We start from the raw sequence: 20,809 nt of genomic DNA on the forward strand, positions 1-20,809 counted from the left end.
CGCGGTGGTTTTTCTTTTGGAAATGAAAATTACAGCAACGTTAAGAAACTGTTGAGATATCCATTCGAGATTAGGTGATTGCACCAGGAACTGGTAAAATAGAGACAACTCATAGGTAGTATTGAAATGGAGGAATAAACATGATTGCAGGGATTATTGCGGCAGTGGTTGTCGTTATCTTAATCATTATCTATATCAGCGCGTATAATGGTTTGATCAAGGGCCGGACTTACGTACAGGAATCATGGAGTCAGATTGACGTTCAATTAAAGCGTCGTAATGATTTGATTCCTAACCTGATTGAAACGGTGAAGGGGTACAGTCATTATGAACAAAGTACCTTGGAAAAAGTGGTTGGTTTACGAAATCAATTAGTAAACAGCTCAGGGGAAGACCATCAAAAAACGATGGCAGTATCAGATCAGTTGAGTAATTCATTGAAGAGTATTTTCGCGGTAGCTGAAGCTTATCCTGATTTGAAAGCCAACCAAGAATATAACAAGTTAATGGAAGAACTGACGAACACTGAAAATAAAATTGCTTATTCACGTCAGCTGTATAACTCAAGCGTGGCTAGCTTTAATTTGAAGATTCAGTCTTTCCCAAGCAACATTGTGGCTTCAATTCACCACTTCAAGATCAGCGAATACTTACAGGTTCCTGAAGAAGAAAAATCTGTACCAAAAGTCTCTTTTGATAAATAAGCGGGGATGACATCGGATGTTATACGAACAAATTGCGCGGAATAAACGGCGCACGGTTTACGTTCTGATTGGGTTCGTCATCTTAGTGCTGGCCATTGGAGCAGCTATTGGCTACGTTTTTTTCGATAGCTATATCGCGGGGTTGGTGTTAGCACTCGTATTTGCGGGTGTGTATGCGGCAATCATGATTGGGAACTCCACCAATATTGTGATGTCCATGAACCACGGCCACGAGATTACTAAGGAAGAACAGGCACCGGAGCTATGGCATATTGTTGAGGATATGGCACTGGTGGCGCGCGTACCAATGCCGCGGGTATTCATCATTGATGACCCTAGTCCCAACGCGTTTGCAACGGGAAATAACCCGAAGAACGCTGCGGTGGCTGCAACATCTGGGATTATGGACCGGCTGAACCGTGAGGAATTGGAGGGCGTCATGGGACATGAAATGACCCACGTGCGCAACTACGATATCCGTCTGCAGACAATTGCGTTGGCGTTAGCCGCTGCGATTACCGGAATGGTGAACTTAGCGGGACACTATTTCTGGTGGGGCGGCGGTCGGCGGCGAGGTAGTGATAATGATAGCAGCAACGTGCTGCAAATCGTTATGCTGGTTTTGTCGATTGTCCTAGTTATCTTGGGCCCGATAGCGGCTACGATGGCGCAAATGGCATTGTCAAGGAACCGAGAATACTTGGCGGATGCGGGCAGTGTAGAATTAACGCGAAATCCGCAAGGCTTAATTTCCGCACTAAGGAAAATTTCAACCTCAGAACCAATGAAAGAAGCGGATCCAAGTAGTGCAGCACTGTATATTTCGGACCCGATGAAAAAGAAAAAATCATTGACTCACCTATTTGATACTCATCCGCCTATGGAGGAGAGGATTGAGAGGTTGGAAAAGATGTGAGTGCACAAAGGCTCGGGTTGATTCCAGAATATAAGTAAAATAAGGTAGGGTTTCCTGGTTTTGGGAGACCCTACCTTATTTTGCTTATATGGCCGGAATCAGAGCCTTTTTGCACGTTAAGGCTAGATAAGAGAAAAAATGAATTATTATATGGCCGGAACCTAAGCCTTTTTGCGCGTTTAGGCTAGATAAAAGTAATCAGCTCTTTTCAAACATTAAGCCCCTATAAAACAGACAACATTTCAATTTCCATTCGCCACCACTCTAATAAAATGGTAAGATAATAACAATCCAATTAACAAATAATTAGAAAATAGAGGTGCTTAACATGACAAGAAAAATTGGGGTAATTGGAATGGGTAATGTTGGCGCAGCTGCTGCTCACTATATTGTGGCGAATGGTTTCGCTGATGACTTAGTTTTAATCGATCTTCGTGAAGATAAGGTAAAAGCCGATGCGCTAGACTTTGAAGACGCAATGCCGAATTTACCAGTACATACTAATATTACGGTCAATGATTATTCCGCATTAGAGGATGCCGATGTGATTATTTCAGCGGTTGGAAACATTAAACTACAGGATAATCCAAATGACGACCGGTTTGCCGAACTGCCATTCACCAGTGAAGCAGCTAAAAAAGTAGGTGCGCAGATCAAAGCGTCTGGGTTCCACGGCAAGATGGTGGTTATTACAAACCCGGTTGACGTGATTACTTCAATCTATCAACAGGCGACAGGATTACCTAAAAACCACGTTGTCGGAACTGGGACGTTATTAGACTCAGCACGGATGAAGCGAGCTGTTGCCAAGGAGCTGAACATCGATCCTCGTTCAGTTGTTGGTTATAATTTGGGCGAACACGGTAACTCTCAATTTACAGCGTGGTCAACGGTTCGGGTACTGGGAAAGCCAATTACGGAAATTGCCAAGGAACGAAACCTTGATCTGGATGAATTGGATCATCAAGCACGGATCGGTGGTTACACGGTATTCCATGCGAAAAAGTACACCAACTACGGCGTTTCCACGGCAGCGGTTCACCTAGCCAACACGATTCTAAGCGGTGCTGAGACTGAAATGCCGGTTTCTAATTACCGTGAAGAGTACGGCACCTATCTATCATATCCGGCTATTGTCGGTCGCGATGGCGTACAGGAACAGCTACAGTTGGATTTAACTGATGAGGAACTAAAAAAGCTGCAAATTTCAGCAGACTATATTAAGACTAAGTTTGCGGAAAGTACGAAGTAATGTCAGTCACGTATACGAGCAGCGGTCGATCCAGCAATGGATTGACCGCTGCTTTTCGTTAATAGATAATATCAGTAGAGATATGGTGAAAAACCTGATATACTACAATACTTGTGACTAAAACGACGTGGGGGGATAAAAAATGTCAGCAAAAGTGAAACGCGCCATTATGATTTTAATTTTAAGTGAATTTTTGGTCTGCTTGGGGATCGGGCTGGTTATTCCAGTAATGCCCTTTTTGCGGAACCAGCTTCACTTATCTGCCTTTGACATGGGGGTAATGACGGCGCTGTTTTCCTTTGCGCAATTTATTACCTCACCAATTATCGGCCGCATCTCTGATCGGGTGGGCCGGAAACCAATCATCGCGATTGGGTTAGCCCTCTACGCTGTGTCAGAAATTCTGTTTGCGCTGACCAATCTGTTGGGCATGTTTGATTTTGCCCGGGTGATCGGTGGTATTTCGGCAGCGATGGTAACGCCTACCGGGATGGCGTTAGCTGCTGATATCACAACGAAGCGGCAACGTGCTAAGGTCATCGGCTGGTTATCGGCTGCCTTCAGTGGCGGCTTAATACTGGGTCCCGGGATCGGCGGTATCTTGGCTGGAATCAGCTACAAGGCGCCGTTTTGGTTTGCCGGCGGTTTGGGCGCTATCAGTACGATCGCGTTACTGGTCTTACTGCCAAATGATTCTGAAATTGAAAAACCGGATCAAATTACGAGTCAGAAAGCCAGTAACATCATGAACGGTGACTGGCACGATCTACTGATTAAGCCGGTTATTTTGCTGTTCATCCTCATTCTAGTATCGTCATTCGGCCTGCAGGGATTTGAAAGTATCTACAGTCTCTTTGTTAACCAGGTCTTCCATTTCAGCATTGCTAACATTGCGTTGGTTCTGACTTTAAACGGGTTAATTTCGCTATTTTTCCAAGTAATGCTCTTTGATCGGCTGGTCGTGCGGTTTAAAGAAACGCGACTGATCAGAATCTGTTTCTTCTTCGCACTTATTGGCACGTTATGGATCATCTTTGCTCACAGCAAGATTGAAGTTATTATTGCAACACTGATCGTCTTCACGGCATTTGACCTCTTACGGCCAGCCATTACAACGCTGCTGACAAAGTTAAGCGCGAAAAACCAAGGCTTGATCAACGGATTGAATATGTCTTTGACTAGCGTTGGGAACGTGATCGGTCCGCTGATGTCTGGCGCTCTATTGGACATGAACACCCACTATCCGTACGTTGTGGTAGCTGGGTTCCTTGCCGTTTCGTATTTACTGGCATTTGCTGTTAAAATTAAACCACATCATCTTGCGTAATGGAGGTTCATTTTGAAGAAAGCAGAATTAGCGAGTCAGTTTGTGAGTCAGCACCAAAATCAATTTCAATGTCCAGTATGCGGCGGTGAGATTGTGTCCGTGGCCGATCAAACAGTACAGTGTGAAAATGAACATAGTTTTGACATTTCCAAAAAGGGAACGTTATTTATGATTAATGCGCCGGTTAAAACGGAGTATACGGATGAGATGCTGCGCTACCGTCAGCAGATGCTTACCGCGGGTTTCTTTGAACCGATGCTGAAGGCGGTGTCTGACCGAATCAAACACGGCGGATTGGTACTGGACGCCGGTTGCGGTGAAGGGACGACGACTAAGTGGCTGGCCCGACAGAATCAAAATGACGCCTACGTTGGCTTGGATATTTCCAAACCAGCCATTAATATTGCGGGGTCTGGTGTGGTCAATGAACCTCAGCCCTTATTTATGGTAGGGGATTTAGCTCAATTACCCTTTGGTGATCAGCAGCTGACGACCATCGTCAATATTCTGTCACCGGCAAATTACCAGGAATTTGACCGGGTACTGCAGCCAGGCGGAAAGCTGGTCAAGGTGATTCCTAACAGCCAGTATTTAAAGGAACTGCGGGCACTGATTTATCCGGAAGGCGAACACGCCACTTACGATAACTCACCGGTTAAGGATCACTTTATAGCTCATTATGGGCAGGTTGATTTTACACCCGTTCATTATGAATTTGACCTGACACCAACCCTATTTAAAGCACTGTTTGAAATGACACCGTTAACCTGGCGGGCAGCCGATCGCAAAGCTAGCATTTTAGAACGAGGATTAACGCACATTACTGCCGATTTTGAAATTGGTGTGATAACAAATTAGTAAATGAATGGGTTCCAAGAAGACGGAAAATGAGATTGTCTTTTTGGAATCCTTTTTTGAATAAAGCAATTTAAACTGTTGTATTAATGATAAAAAAATTCGTGAAAAAGGTCTCAAGATATTGGTTTTTTAGCCAATAAGTTGCTATACTTAAGGCAATGATTGGGAAGTTAATCGTTATGTATTGATGGAGTGCAACTAATCATTTAACTTTTCAGGTCGGCGTTCATGAAGGGTGGATGTCGGGAGTCAATTGAATTCCTTTGGGGGGCAATAAAATGTTAAAGCAAGATATGCAAAAAAAACGCGCACGAGTACTCCAAGATAGTACTCAAGTTAAAGAACATTATAAGATGTATAAGGTTGGGAAGACATGGCTCTTTGCCGGTCTGTTCACGGTTTCACTGGGTGCCGGGCTTGCATTTGGCGGTCATCAAGACGTCTATGCAGATACTGCAACACCAACTGAACCTGCGACAGCACAAGTAACGCCACAACAGACAGATTCACAAGCAAAGAGTGTTGTGATTGGAAATAATGCCCAGTCGCAAGACACTGCTTCCAATATGAAAGCGGATACAAATTCAGACACTGATTCTGAAACAAATACAAACGCAGATACAGTCGCAACGGCGGCTACAACCGCAACTGAAAACCAAGCTACTGAGCAAAAAACGCCAGCAACAGCTGACACTCAGGCAAAATCGACTGATGTCCAAACCACTAATTTAGGTGACGTCACTGATCAAAGTACCATTGATCAAGCGAAGACTGCTGCGAATGCGGCTTACGCCAAGACGGGAACCCCGCAGACGATTACCGCAGTGGCTGGGGCTGAAGAGGACCCTGCGACGACAGCTGATCCGGTACAAGCTGTCAGTGCAAAGGTGGAGGATGCCACTAAGACGTATGACAATAAAAGTGATACGCCAGCGACGTTTAATGTTCAATTGTCAGATAATTTAACCGCGCCTACTGGCTGGTTTGTAACTGGTAATAAGGACGAATATCAGGTCGCCGCAGCTTCTGGTGATATCGATTTATCTAAGATTAATCAAAACGTTGGCACTTATGATGTGACGTTGAGTGCCACTGGTTTAGCTCGGCTCAATGCTGTTCAGGCTAATCAGAAAAAGAACTTAGCATTGACCACTGCGGATGTAACCGCAGGTAAGTTGACAATTAGTAAAGCGCCGGTAGTTACTGGTTCCGTTGCCATCGAGAATACTTCTAAGTTATATGACAATGATGCAACGACAGATCCAACTAGCTTTAAAGTCAAAGTAAATCCAGGATTAAAGGCCCCAACTGACTGGACGGCTAATGCTGATGGCAGTTACACGGTGGCTCTAGCTTCTGGTGATATTCAAGCTAATGTTGATAGCCAAGAACCAGGGACTTATACAATCAACCTTTCGGCTAGTGGACTACAAAGATTAAATGCAGTAAACCCTAACTATGACGTTAAAGCCAATAATATTATTGCTGGTAACTTTGTTATTCAAAGTAACACTAAGTTAAGTATTGGTGTTGGCAGGATTGCTACAAGTCAACCAACTTTACCAAGTAGTCTTCCAGTTAATGTATCACGGGAAGTAACGGTTCCAAGTGATTGGCATGTTAGTTATGATAATACGGCGCAAGATGAAGTGGTTTATGATGTACCAGTTAGTTACTTTGATACATCTGCAGTTCAACCGAATACCATTGGTACTTATTCGGTTAATTTGACTAATACTGCTTTAACTAATTTAAATACGGCTAATCCAAATCATCAGATCCTGCCAATTAACGTGCACACTGGTACCATTATTGTTGCTAATACTGCTGGTCTTCCAGGCAGAACTTTGGCTAATTTCGGTGGCGGTGGCGGTACACTCGCTAACGCGGTTTTAAATGATGGCGATGGCGCAACTTTAAAATTGGGCTTTTTTTCCGGTACCGGCGCTGTTTTTCAGAATTTCACTGATTTGGTAATTATTCCTGCTGGATTAGCGGTGGCTAACGTCACTACTGACCCTGGCAATCCAACTAAAATTACTAGTTACACGAAGTCTAATAACCCGGTTCAAAGCATTATTGATAGTGTTAAACCGGTATTAGATGCTAACAATATTCCCTATTCTGATTTTACCGTTAAACAACTACCAGACTATAAGGGTCGTCAGACATTTGCTGTTCAATGGGGCAGTGTAGATACCAGTGTTAAGAATGGGGCTACTTACCCAATTAACGTAGTAGTTGATCCAGACATTAACAACGTATCTGAGGGTAATTTTGGCAACCGAGTTGTCGCTAATGACGCTGCGATTTTGTATGCTACTGATGACAACACTTTAACTGGTGGAAAGTACATTATAAATTCACAAGGCGCTTATCCTAATGTTCCCATGGTAGCTAATGCTATTGGAGTTACCAACGCTGAGACTATCGGTCAAGGCTATGATAATGTCAACTGGGCAGGTACTTATACGATCAAACACGTTCCAGTTCAAGACACGTATAACTTAAAGGATGCTGCTGGTAATAAAATTGCCGACGCAGTGACCACCTCAGGAATGGTTGGTGATGCTTATGATCCATTGTCAATTGTGCCTGATAAAATTACTACTTCTGATGGTACTGAGTATATTTTGAATCAAACCACAGTCCCTACTGAGCAAACCTTTAAGCAGGCTACAAAACCAATTGCTGCAGATGCCACGTTAGCCACCGGTGCCACCTACACTGCAACGTACAAAAAGGTTATCGATACGACTAAGGCTTCTAATCAAGCCAAGGTAAATGATAGTCAAATGACTTGGAAGAGTGCCGTGCCAGCAACGATGACGGTTACTTTACCAAGTAACTTGAAAGCGCCTAGCACTTGGACCAAGACAACCGGTAATACTTATAGCATTAATACCGCTGATGGAGATTTAGATTTATCTAACGTCAAATCTCCAATTGGTTCTTATGATGTTTTACTTTCAAAGCAGGGACTAACAGCTTTGGCCGCAGCTAATCCAGATTATTTGTTCGACAACTTAGCTACTGGTGTGGGTAAATTAAAGGTTGTTTCACTTAATATTCCAGTGACAGTCAAAGATACCGCTGGCACCTCATTAAAGACCGTTCCTGATATTCAACTTGGTTCTGACGCTAATGTTAATGGTGCTAATGCTGGTGTCACTGGTTATCCAACGTCGCAATTGAAGTCGGTTACTTTTAACTATGCAGAAAATGATAATAATACGACTGGCGTTAAAACAGCTACGTTAGTTGCTAATAAGACTACTGGCACTATTACCGTTACAACAACGTACTATGGCAACAAACCCCAGTCAGTAGTCACAATGACCAAAGAAGAACTTGGTGGAGTAGATGCTGGAGCAGCATTGGCACTGCAATTAAACGATGGCTCAATGGGGTCTGGAGTAGGATTCAATGATCCTACACCTCAAATCACACCAGCTCAGGCTGGAACCATGGCTGCCCTAACTGGTATCAATGTCGTTTACAACCAAAAAGTGACAGCAACTATAGTACCAAGCGATGGAAATGGCAACCCAATTTCTAACACTACGCCAACAACGATTACTGGTTTCCCAGGTGATGCTGTCTCGGTTCCTGAGGTTCCAGGATATACGCCAGAATCGAATGTCACTATTCCAAATGGCCCCGATTATACTCTTAAAGTTACTTACACGCCCAATACTCAAACTGTTAAGGTTCAATTCGAGGATCAAGCTGGTAACAAACTAGGTGACGCTGTTGAATGGACTGGTGCAACCGATAGCAATATCGACTACACGCAAGCGTTGAATACGCAAAAGACTTTAATCAGTCAAGGTTATCTCCCAATCAATGGTGATAAAACGGGGTTTGCTACTGCTCCGAAAACCTTTGATCGCGATGATAAAACTACCCAAACAATTACCGTTACATTGAGTAAGTTTAATAACCAAGTGCCAGCAGACGCTATCTTAGTGCCCGTTGATCCCGAGGGGAATCCAATTAAGAACACCACTTCGACGACGGTAACTGGTCTTCCAGGTACTACTGTCAACGCTCCTGAGGTGCCTGGTTACACCGTTATTGATACTGATAAGACGGTTAACATTCCGACGCCAGTACCTAATAAAGATAATGTCACCAATGGTAAGGCAACCACGCCTGATAAGCGTGGGGCAACCGTTAAGATTACCTATATTGCTAATAATCAAACAGTTAATGTTCAATTCGTCGATCAAGATGGCAATAAGTTAGGTGATGTGACTGCCTTAACGGGCGGATCTGATAGCAATATCAACTACACCCCAGCGTTAAATGCCCAAAAGACTTTAATCAGTCAAGGGTATCTTCCAATCAATGGTGATAAGACAGGCTTTGCTATCGCACCGAAAGTCTTCGATCACGATGACAAGAACACGCCAACTGTTACCGTTAAGTTAACCAAGATTACCCCAATTTCAGCTGATACTACCTTAGTGCCAGTCGATAAAGATGGAAATCCAATTAAAGGAACTACACCAACCGTTATTACGGATGTTCCTGGTAAGACGGTTACTGTGCCCACTATTCCTGGTTACACACCAAAGAATGGCAATAGCATTACCATCCCTACCCCAGAACCAAATAATGATAATGTTACCGATGGCAAAGTCAATACGCCTGACAGGGGTAACAAGATTAACATTGAATATGTTCCAGATACTCAATCCATTCAGGTTCAATTTGTCGATCAAGATGGTCACAAACTCGGTGATGCGACTACTTTAACGGGTGCCTCTGATAGCAACGTTGATTTAACGCCAGCTTTCAGAACAGAACAAAGTATCATTAGCCTGGGCTACACACCAGCTAAAGGTAATCAGAACGGTTTGGATAGTATTACAAAGGCATTTACTGATTATGGAAAGGTTCCAGTTTACACGGTTGTTTTAAACAAGATCAGTGATACGGATGCCAGCTTGACCTTAGTTCCAAGCGATGCCGATGGAAATCCAATTCCAAATACCACGCCAACAACGGTTACTGGTGTTCCCGGAAAAACCGTCACTGTTCCGGCAGTTCCTGGTTATACAGCTACCTCAACAACGGTCACTATTCCTACGCCAGTTCCAAATAAAGATAATGTTACTAATGGCAAGGTAAATACAGGCGGTAATCACGGGACGACCCAAAAAATCACTTACACGCCAGACACTCAAAAGCTGATTGTTAAAGTCGGCGATAAGACTTTGGACCTATCTGGTGGATCAGATAGTGCGATTACCTATGATGAGAATGCAATCCTGAACTTAATTCCAGCGGGTTATACCTTAGGCGGCGATAAGCTTGGAACGACTTCAGACTTTGCTCACTTCCTGACGGCGAATAGCGCACCTGCTAAATTTGATCATGATGATACTAAAGATCAAACTTGGACGGTACCAATCGCTGAAAAGGTGGACTTTGAAACTGCAACAACCACTCGGACGATCCACTTTGTTGGCGGTAATGGTGAAACGGTTGCTCCCGACCAAGTTCAGACGGTGACTTATACACGTCCCGTTGGTGCGGCAACAGGGACACCACTGGGTTCATACACACCATTAGGCTGGTATGCTGAATATACGTCACCAACGGTTTCTGGTTACACAGTGAAAACTGGTGAAGGTATAGTACCAGCTAAAGATCCGATGATTGCCGAAAAACCGATTAATACTGTCATTACTGTCCATTACGTTGGTACCAATCAAAGTGCAACAGTTAAGTATGTTGATGATGATAACAATGGTGCAGTCATTGATACACCAGCAACGACGCTTACTGGCGTTACGGGTGGCAGTGCTACTTGGAATACCAATAATAAGCCAGCTGGCTATGACTTAGCAGATGGTCAAGCAGCTTCAGGGTCGTATACCTTTACTGCAATTGATAATGCGGGTGTGACGATTCATTTAACACATCACATCAATACGGAAACCATTACTGCAACCCGTACGATTAACTTTAAGGGTAATACAGACGTTGATGAATCGAAATTACCAAGTACAATTGTTCAAAAAGTTAACTGGACAATCAGTACGGATGAAGCAACGGGCGAAGTTACCTTTACGCCTGATGCCAACAGTAATTACCAAGCTGTACCGCTTCACTCAATTCCAAGCGATAATGCTGAGATTACTTACGTACCTGAATTTACGTACGTGACAGCATGGAATCCAGTTAAGTTTACGGCTACCAAGGACGAGTTAAACACGTTAGGAAATCCTGATTTAGGTAAGAATACAACCTTCTTAAATGCGGATGAAACTTACTATTACAATGCGATTGGTATTCCTGAAACGGGGGCTCAAGGTCAATTTAAAGGTCAAGTACCTACGGACAATGTGCCAAGTGCACAGCAGTATACGATTAATTTCGTTACGCCGAATGGTGACGTGATTGGCCACATGCCATTCGTGGGCAATCCTGGCAATAAGGTTAACGTTTCAACAAATATTCCGAAGGGCTATGTTCTAACGCCAGGTAACGATGGCGTTGTAACTGTTCCAGATAAGCAGGATCCTAAGACCCCGATTATCTTTAACGTCACAACACCTGCTGGTAAAGATGCTGATGGTGTCCAAGTTTGGACCAAGGACCAAGTGCCTGATGATGCACCATATGCAAACCAATACACGGTTAACTTTGTTACTCCAAATGGTGATATTATTGGTCATACTACTTTAGTAGGTAATCCTGGAAATAACTTTAATGTGACGCCAAATATTCCAAAGGGCTACGTCCCAACACCAGGGAAAGATGGTAACATTACCATTGCTGATACGGATGTACCGGGTAAACCAATTGTCTTTAACGTCACAACACCTGCCGGTCAAGATGCAGATGGTGTCCAAGTTTGGACCAAGGACCAAGTCCCTGATGCACCGTATGCAAACCAATACACGGTCAACTTTGTCACTTCGGGTGGCAGTGTAGTTGGTACGGCTACTCTGATTGGCAATCCGGGTAATAACTTTAATGTTACTGGTAAGGTGCCAAACGGCTATACGTTAGTTGATGGTACGAATGGTGTCGTTGAAATTTCTAAGGATCAAAATCCAGCGCAGCCAATCTCAATTAAAGTCACGGTACCTGGCGGATCATCAAATAATGGTGGGACGCCGCCGACTGACAATGGTACAGGCGTTCCTGGCGGTACCTCTACGGATACCGGTACTGGATTGCCAGCTGGTAATCCAAGCACGACCACTGATGGGCCTGGTAGCAATACGGAAGTCGTTGATCAACCAGATAATAATACTGTTACCAATGACAACACTGATAACAATCCGACGAGCACTGATAAGAGTAACAGCACAGTTGGTAAGTCAGCTAACTCGAACGGCACTAACAGTGGTACACAAACTGGACTTGTTCAGCAAAGCAGTAACGCCGAAGCCGGTCAAGCACAGCAGGTGGCCAATACTAATGAAGTAAATTCAACTAATGCTAAGAATAAAGCAGCAACTTTGCCACAAACTAATGAACAGCAAAACACTAGCGTTTGGGCAATGATTGGTCTTAGTCTCATGAGTATGTTGAGCATGTTAGGTATTACTAAGAAGAAGCGTGAAGACGAGAAGTAATTCGTCATTTGCGTAAGTCTAAATTGTACGAAAATAGTGTTGATGAGCGATCGTCAGCACTATTTTTGTGTCCACAAAAAAGCGAGCAATTCATTATCGAATTACTCGCTTTATCTTTAAACTTTAGCCGACAACACTTCAAACGAAGCGTTGATTTTTTCTGCACACATTCGGCCTTCGTAAATCGCCCAAATGACGAGACTTTGGCCACGGTGACTATCACCAGCCACAAAGATTTGACTGTCATTCGTGCTGTAATTGACGTTTACTTTTGTGACATCAAAGGCGTCAAACAGCCATTGTTCAGCACCGGTGAAGCCCATAGCTAGTAGGACTAAGTCGGCTTTGATCCGTTTTTGACTACCCGCAATTGGTTTGAAATGATCGGTGCGGCTGACTTCAACCTCAGACAGTTGGCCGTTTTTACCGAAACAGCCTGTGACAGTTGCCGTATACGTTGTAATATCACCGAATAACTTCTGAGCTTCCAGCTGACCGTAGCCGTTCTTGAGCACCATCGGCCATTCCGGCCATTGATTATCTAAAGTCCGTTCTTTTGGTAGCGCAGGGGTGATTTCTAGCTGCGTAATTCCGGCGCAGCCTTGGCGGATGGCAGTGCCGATACAGTCATTACCGGTATCACCGCCACCAAGGACCACCACGTGTTTTCCTTTTAGTGCGTGGGTTGCTGCAGTACCGTTTTTAATCACTGATTGCGTAGCGTTGGTCAGAAAATCAACGGCTTTCATCACGCCCTTTAGCTGCCGGCCAGGCACATCCAGATCACGGGCCTGTCGAGCCCCGGTACAGATCACGATACGATCGTACTTGGCTTTTAACGTATCAACGTCAATGTCACGGCCAACTTCAGTATTAGCAATCAGTTCGATACCGACATCGCGCATAGCCTGAATTCGACGTTCAACAACTTCTTTCGGCAGTTTCATATTGGGAATGCCGTACATCAACAGACCGCCGAAACGGTCAGCCCGTTCGTAAACGGTCACCGAGTGTCCCAGCTGATTTAAGCGCCAAGCAGCGGAGATGCCTGCTGGTCCGCTGCCGATGACGGCAATCTTTTTACCGGTTCGGTGCGCAGGCTTCCCAGAATCAACCACCCAGCCGTTTTTGAAGGCCTGTTCAATAATGAATTTTTCGTTATTGCGGATGGTGATTCCGGGACCATTCAGTGCGTTCACGCAGGCAACCTCGCAGGGAGCGGGGCAAACTCTACCAGTCATGTCTGGTAAGTAATTTGTTCTGGTGAGTCGCTCGAAGGCGGCTTTATCGCGTTTCTTGTAGACTAAATCGTTCCACTCTGGAATCAGGTTATCGTTGGGGCAGCCACTAACGCCGCGTTTACCGCCATAAAAGACACCATGGTGGCAAAAGGGGATTCCGCAGTTCATGCAACGACTAGCCTGAATCCGGCGGTCCGCATCGCCCAGGTCAATTTCCATAATGTTGAAGTCCTTGATACGTTCGGCAATCGGCCGCATTGGGTTACTTTTACGATCGTGTTTGATAAATCCTCTTGGATCTCCCATACCGGTCACTCCTTTCCCTTTTTTGTGGCAACGTCAAAGGCTTTTTGAATCACTTGATCATCAGGGACACCAGCTTTTTGAAACTGGTGGATGAGATTATGCATCCGGTGATAATCACTAGGATAAACTTTTACAAAGAGCTGTTTTTCTTTTTCCCAGTTATCCAAAATTTTCTTCGCCTGAGATGATTTAGTGTAGTAATAGTGTTTTTCAATCAAGGTTTTAAGAATGCTGTCGTCGCCCGATTCGTCTAAAGCATATAGATCGACTAATTCGGTATTGCAACGTTGCTTAAAGTTATGTTTCCAGTCGTAAACGTAGGCGATACCACCAGACATACCAGCCGCAAAGTTCCGCCCAGTCTGCCCTAAAATAACCGCCACGCCGCCGGTCATGTATTCACAGCCGTTGTTACCGATACCTTCCACCACAACGTTAGCGCCAGAGTTACGGACACAGAACCGCTCACCAGCCCGGCCATTGAAGAAGGCTTCTCCGCTAGTGGCACCAAAGCAGGCCACGTTGCCGATGATCGGTGCATGCGCGTAAATGTTTTCTGCACCCTCTGGTGAGGCAACAATCAGCCGGCCACCAGACAGGCCCTTACCAACGTAATCGTTGGCTTCACCGCGTAACGTAATTTCCAAGCCCTGAGTGATAAAGGCACCGAAACTTTGGCCGGCAATGCCAGTGTAGTTAAGTTGGAGCGCGCCAGGCTTCAAGCCGTGGTTGCCAAAACGGGCAGCAATCCAGCCACCAAGCCGGGTACCAGTTGCCCGGTCGGTATTATTGATTGGCTGATTGATGGACGTTGTGGTGCCATTTTGCAGGCTAGCTTCAGTAATGGCGTTCAAATCCGGCCACGTGTACTTCGCACGGAAGGGATCCTTAGTCTTTCGTTGAATGGTAATGGTTTTACCAATCATTTTGTCGTAGTTCAGCGATTTTGCTTTGCCAGATGGCACGTAACGCGGCTTGAGATGTTCACCGTGCCCAACCATTTCATCCACGGTACGGTAGCCCAGCTGAGCCATTTGTTCACGCAGGTCTTGAGCGAGAAATTGCATCATGTTGATGACGTATTCCGGCTTACCGGCAAATAGCCGGCGTAAATTAGGATCTTGTGAGGTAATGCCAACCGGGCAGGTGTTGAGGTTGCACTTACGCATCATGATACAGCCGATAGAAACCATCGTGAGGGTAGCAAAGCTGAATTCTTCAGCTCCCAGCATAATGGCAACCGCGATGTCACGGCCAGTGAGAAGCTTACCATCGACTTCCAGTGTTGTGCGCTGGCGCAGATGATTTAGGGCAAGTGTCTGGTGTGCGTCCGCCAAACCCATTTCCCACGGTAAACCGCAGTCACGGGTGGAGTTTCTTGGTGCGGCTCCAGTGCCACCATCGTAGCCGGCAATCACCACGGTATCTGCGCCAGCCTTAACCACCCCAGCTGCAATGGTACCGACGCCGGTTGAAGAAACTAACTTAACGTTGATAATGGCGTACGGGTTAACTTGCTTAAGATCATAGATCAGCTGAGCGAGATCTTCGATGGAGTAAATATCATGATGAGGCGGCGGTGAGATTAGCTGCACACCAGCAATGGAACCTCGGATACTAGCCACCCACGGATAAGCTTTGCTGGCTGGAAGCTGACCGCCTTCACCCGGTTTAGCTCCCTGAGCCATTTTAATTTGAATTTCATCAGCACTTTCAAGATATTCAGTGTTCACCCCAAAACGGGCGGTAGAGACTTGCTTGATCCGGCTGTTCCGGTTCAAACCGTCTGCACCGACTTTGAACCGTTTGCGGTTTTCACCGCCTTCACCGGAGTTGCTGCGGGCTCCCAGTTTGTTCATGGCAATGGCAATCGTTTCGTGAGCTTCTTCAGAAAGGGCTCCAAAACTCATGGCACCGGACTTGAACCGTTTCACGATGGCACTGACTGGTTCCACTTCGTTGATTGGCACACTGGTTCGACCTTCAGAATGGATCTCCCACATTGAACGCAGAGTAACCGGGTTTTTAAGTGCTTCTTGGTTCATTTGTTGGGCGTATTTTTGATATTCTTCGTACTTACCAGAACGAACAGCTTTCTGAAATTGATAGATCGATTCAGGATTATACAGGTGGTGTTCACCGTCTGACTTGAACTGGAAACTGCCGCCTGAAGGTAAATCATCAATGGTATGGGCATCGTAGGCTGCCTGGTATTTGATCGTATATTCATCTTCAATTTGATTAAGCGTCAAACCGCCGATTCGGCTGGGGGTGCCAGTGAAATACTGGTTGATAACTGCTGACGAAAGACCGACAGCTTCAAATAACTGGGCGCCTTGATAACCTGCGATAGTTGAGATACCCATCCGGCTCATAATCTTAATGATGCCCTTAGTGGCAGCTCTCCGGTAATTGGCTAATTTGGCTTCATAGCCACGTGAAACCAGGGTGGCATAAGCGCCGTAGGGGTGAATAGCAGTAGCACCATACCCTATAAGGCAGGCAAAATGATGCAGTTCGCAGGCTTCGGCGGTATCCACTACGATGGCAGCGTCAGTACTTTTACCTTGCTGAACCAGATAGTTATGCAAGCCGGAAACAGCTAGTAAAACAGGAATGGCCATCTGGTGCTCGTGAGCGGTTCTGTCAGAGAGAATCAGAATGGTGGCACCTTGATCAATGGCGTTCTCAGCTCGCTTAAATAAATCATCTAGTGCGTGAGATAACCGGTTAGGCCGGTCAGTCAAATCATAGGATAAGTCTAGTTTGGCGACTTTCAGTCCCGGCAGATCCAGCGCTTCAATCTTGGCATAATCCTGATCGCTTAAAATTGGGCTTTCAATCCGGATCTTGTGGCAATTTTCCGCCGTATCCGTGGTGATATCAGCATCACGGCCCAGATAGAGAGTCGTGCTGATGACGATTTTTTCACGCAGGGGATCAATCGGCGGGTTGGTGACTTGCGCAAAGGCCTGTTTAAAGTAGGTAAACAGGTTTTCAGATTTATGAGAGAGTACTGCCAGAGGAGAATCAAACCCCATGGCAACCACTGGTTCACCGCCGTTTTCAGCCATTGGAATCAACGCTGTTTCGATGACTTCGTGGGTGTACCCATTTCGTAACCAAAGCCGTTTTAAATCAGTATCTGAAATGGCAGTTTCAGTTTTAACTTCCGGTAAATTCTTTAGTGAAATTCGGTTGGCAGTCAGCCATTGCTGATAGGGATGTTTCTGGGCAAATTCCCGCTTCAACTCATCAGATTGATAGATTTTACCCAGGCGGGTGTCCACCAAAATCATTTGAGCGGGGCCGAGAATCCCTTTTTTAACAATGTCAGTGGGCTTAACGTCTACCACGCCCGACTCTGAAGCCACGACCAGAATCCGGTCCTTGGTCAAAGTGTAGCGTGATGGCCGCAAACCGTTTCGATCCAAGAAAGCGCCGACTTGAATGCCATCGGTGAAGCAGAGTGCTGCGGGGCCGTCCCACGGGGCCATAAAGGTTGCGTTGTATTCATCAAACGCCCGTTGCTGTTTCGGCATCTGGACGCCGTCGCCCCAAGCCTCTGGGATCATCATCATGAGCGCTTTAGGAATCGACCGCCCATGGCGATAGAGGTATTCCATGCAGTTTTCAAGCTTAGCGGAATCGGAATCGTCTTCGTCATAGATATCGATTCCGTGGCTAGTCATCCAGTTCTCTGCGCCCTTGAGGGTATTGATTTCACCGTTATGGGCTAAGAAGCGGAAAGGCTGCGCACGCGACCAGCTAGGGAAGGTGTTGGTGGAAAAACGTGAATGAATCAGGCAAATGGCACTTTCCATGGCAGAATTGTGCAGATCTGGATAGAACAGACCAACTTGATAGGCGTGTAGCATGCCCTTATAGACGATAGTTTGACTGGAAAGCGAGCAGATTGATAAGGATTGCTGCTCAAAAACGTGCTCCAGCCGACGCCGAAGGGTGTACAGCTGGTCTTCAAAAGGACGGCCGGCAGCAATGTCAGCGGGCCGCTGAATAATAATTTGAACGAAGCCGGGCATAGACTTTTGCGCACCAGGACCGCAGTTTTCGTAAACAAAAGGAACCAGTCGAGTCCATAAAACCGGGAAGCCGGCTTGGTCGATCTGTGCGGTAACCGCGGATAACATAGCATCCCGCTTTTTATCATCGTGGGGCAGAAATAACTGTGCTACCGCGTAGTCGCCTTTTGGGGGCAGCTCCAGCTCAGCGCTGGCCATTTGCTGCCGGAAGAACTTATCCGGCATTGCCATTAAGATGCCAGCACCGTCACCGGTGTCTGGTTCGGCGCCTGTTCCACCACGGTGGTTCATGCGCTCCAGCATTGTCAGTGCCTTTTCCACTAGTTGGTGATCTGCGTGACCATCGATTTGAGTGATGAAGCCCATGCCACAGGCAGCATGTTCAAAGTGCGGGTCATACATTAAATTGTGATCGTGATTCAAAGCTTTCAAATACTGTCACCTACTTTTAAGATTGAAAGAAAGAGTCAATTAAATTTCATGAATTATTCTCATGATATTCTAATCTTTCGCAATCTGCAATACCGTAGACTAAATAAATATTTAAAAGTAACTGAATTTAGTTGTTTTATTCATTTTTAGAATATTGACGTTTACTAATAAACATACTCCGCCATTGCTGATAGGATAGTAATATGCTTGACAATAGTTTTAAATAATAACGTTGATTAAGCAACACAATGAGGTAGAATATTAAATTTTGAAATATTAAATATTCCTAAGAAGATTATATTCTAAAAAACGCCATACCGATTAATGATCGGTATGGCGTCCTTAGTAATTCAATTAGTGATGAGTGACGTAGATGTACAGTGTTGTTTTCGAATAACCAAGGTCAAAATCAATGCCCTTGGAATGAATGGTGCTGGTTGTTGTTTGGCTGCTGTTCTTCTTGTTAGCCTTGTTCGCAAAGCCCTTTAGTACAGTTTTGGTGTTTGCACCGACACTGCCCGTCAAGACGGCTAATTCTGTCATGAAAGTTCTAGCCGCCTTTTTAGACTTCAATGACGAGGTGGGAACCATTAGAGTTGCACCAATCAGATTCCCGTGGTCAACGTTGCCACGGATGGTAGCGTTCGGCGTTTTTTTCAGGTTATAAACGCCGGTGCGTGCCTTGGCTGTAATGGTATCGTCAGCGATTTGTTTCTTGGCTTTAGCCAGTGCAGGTGCTAAAGCTGCCTGTGTTTGCTTCAACTTGGCACCTTGGGATTGAAGCTGCCCACCCTGTTTAGACAAATCGGCTAAGGTTGCTTGTGCTGAGGTATCGCCGGCTTTTAACTTGGCTTGAGCGGCTTTTGATTCAGCCTTCAATTTAGCTTCTTTTTGTTGCAGCTGCGCACCTTGTTTTTGCAAACCCATGGCCGTAGCTTGATCCTTCTTGGATAAGGCTGTTCCCATTAAGGCCTGGTTGTAAGCGGCGGTGAATTTACTATAGCTCATGATTACTGGGCTCTTCTTCACCACTGTTGATGTCTTACGACTGCCAGCAGTAAGCTTGACAGTCTGCCGATACGGTTTAGCAGGCAAAGTGATGGCATATCCCCCATCTTTGACTGCCTGTTTTTTTTGCTCCCCGTTGTTAACGCGGTACTGAACCGTCTTTTGATTACTGTGACCCTTGATAACGGCAGTCATGCCACTAGGAGTGTAACTCTTATGGGCAACTGATAATGACGCTTTACCGCATCCCGCTAGTACGACGCTAAGTAGGGCGGCAGATAATATCAAACTGAATTTTCTCATCATAACGTCCTGCTACTGATAACTTATAAAAAATTATCGATCATTCTTGCTTCTCACTATCCTGATTCGCGTGAAACTCGCTAATACAGTTGGTATGATAGTCCACAAGCGTTAATTCCCGGCTAGCCACCGGTACGTGCTTTGAAGCCTGTGTTAGTAGGCTAATTCAAAGTTTTCAGTATCCCTGATATTCAGGGCCGCATTAATATCACGATCTTCAGTATAGTCACAGTTTTGACATTCATACACTCGATCTTGCAGCTTTAAATCAACTTTTTTATAGCCACATTGATGACATAACTTAGAAGTCGGTTCAAATCGGCCAGTTAAGTGCACCGGAATACTTAACTGCTGGCATTTAGCAATCAGTTTAATTCTAAAATTGTAGAACCCCTGATAACTAATGGCTTTGGCTAAATGCCGGTTTTTCAGCATACCTGTAACATTCAAGTCTTCTAAGGCTACCCACCGCGGTTTGGTTCTCACCACAGCAGCAATAATCTTATTTTGGAAATCGGACTGAATATTGGTTAACCGTTGATACAAGCGTTGCACCTTCCGCTGAGTTTTAGCTAGATTAAAATCAGTAGCAGATTTTCCTTCTTTCTGTCTTCTAGCTTTCAGTGCTTGATACTGACGGGACATTTTTCGTTGCAGTCGTCTAAGGCGTTTTCTAATGCTCCTTACCCGACTGCTTTTATTTTGATTATGATACAAAGTGCCATCATTTAGAATGGCAAATTCTTTTAAACCAAGGTCAATACCAATGGCCTCACCGGTCAGTTCTAACTTTGGTAATTCGGCCTGTTCTATTAAACAGG

Annotated in this window: 10 protein-coding genes; 6 read left to right on the forward strand and 4 right to left on the reverse strand. The window is 45.2% G+C overall.

The annotated features are described in order from the left end of the window. The first annotated feature begins 140 nt into the window (after positions 1–140). From JUE95_RS07410 to JUE95_RS07435, 6 genes are all read left to right on the forward strand, one after another. On the forward strand, positions 141–704 hold the full coding sequence (locus JUE95_RS07410) for a LemA family protein (protein ID WP_203650341.1): 564 nt from the start codon (positions 141–143) through the stop codon (positions 702–704). Positions 705–720: 16 nt separating this feature from the next. Next, a complete protein-coding gene (htpX, locus tag JUE95_RS07415) occupies positions 721–1,620 on the forward strand; it encodes a zinc metalloprotease HtpX (RefSeq protein WP_203650343.1) in 900 nt (299 codons plus the stop codon). Between the two features lie 328 nt (positions 1,621–1,948). Beyond that, the gene (locus JUE95_RS07420) at positions 1,949–2,872 is read left to right on the forward strand and encodes an L-lactate dehydrogenase (protein ID WP_203650345.1); all 924 of its coding nucleotides are present in this window, start codon (positions 1,949–1,951) and stop codon (positions 2,870–2,872) included. 142 nt (positions 2,873–3,014) lie between these two features. Further along, on the forward strand, positions 3,015–4,199 hold the full coding sequence (locus JUE95_RS07425) for an MFS transporter (RefSeq protein WP_203650347.1): 1,185 nt from the start codon (positions 3,015–3,017) through the stop codon (positions 4,197–4,199). 12 nt (positions 4,200–4,211) lie between these two features. Continuing rightward, positions 4,212–5,057, forward strand: coding sequence for a methyltransferase domain-containing protein (locus JUE95_RS07430; protein ID WP_203650348.1), 846 nt, complete (start codon positions 4,212–4,214; stop codon positions 5,055–5,057). Positions 5,058–5,335: 278 nt separating this feature from the next. Next, positions 5,336–12,655 carry an MBG domain-containing protein gene (locus tag JUE95_RS07435; protein WP_203650350.1) on the forward strand — a complete coding sequence of 2,440 codons (7,320 nt, stop codon included), beginning with the start codon at positions 5,336–5,338 and terminating at the stop codon, positions 12,653–12,655. A gap of 116 nt (positions 12,656–12,771) precedes the next feature. On the opposite strand, the gene JUE95_RS07440 is transcribed toward JUE95_RS07435, so the two are convergent. The 4 genes from JUE95_RS07440 to JUE95_RS07455 form a co-directional block, all read right to left on the reverse strand. Then, on the reverse strand, positions 12,772–14,202 hold the full coding sequence (locus JUE95_RS07440) for a glutamate synthase subunit beta (protein ID WP_203650352.1): 1,431 nt from the start codon (positions 14,200–14,202) through the stop codon (positions 12,772–12,774). Between the two features lie 5 nt (positions 14,203–14,207). Beyond that, entirely contained in the window at positions 14,208–18,677 is a 4,470-nt protein-coding gene (gene gltB, locus JUE95_RS07445; RefSeq protein ID WP_373305675.1) for a glutamate synthase large subunit, read from the reverse strand. A gap of 354 nt (positions 18,678–19,031) precedes the next feature. After that, positions 19,032–19,988, reverse strand: a complete 957-nt coding sequence (locus tag JUE95_RS07450) for a hypothetical protein (RefSeq protein ID WP_203650354.1) — start codon at positions 19,986–19,988, stop codon at positions 19,032–19,034. A 153-nt stretch (positions 19,989–20,141) separates the two neighbouring features. Further along, positions 20,142–20,809: RNA-guided endonuclease InsQ/TnpB family protein (locus JUE95_RS07455; RefSeq protein ID WP_203650356.1), on the reverse strand; the 668-nt coding region annotated here is incomplete at its 5' end.

The sequence above is a fragment of the Secundilactobacillus yichangensis genome (assembly GCF_016861565.1).
Taxonomy (GTDB): domain Bacteria; phylum Bacillota; class Bacilli; order Lactobacillales; family Lactobacillaceae; genus Secundilactobacillus; species Secundilactobacillus yichangensis.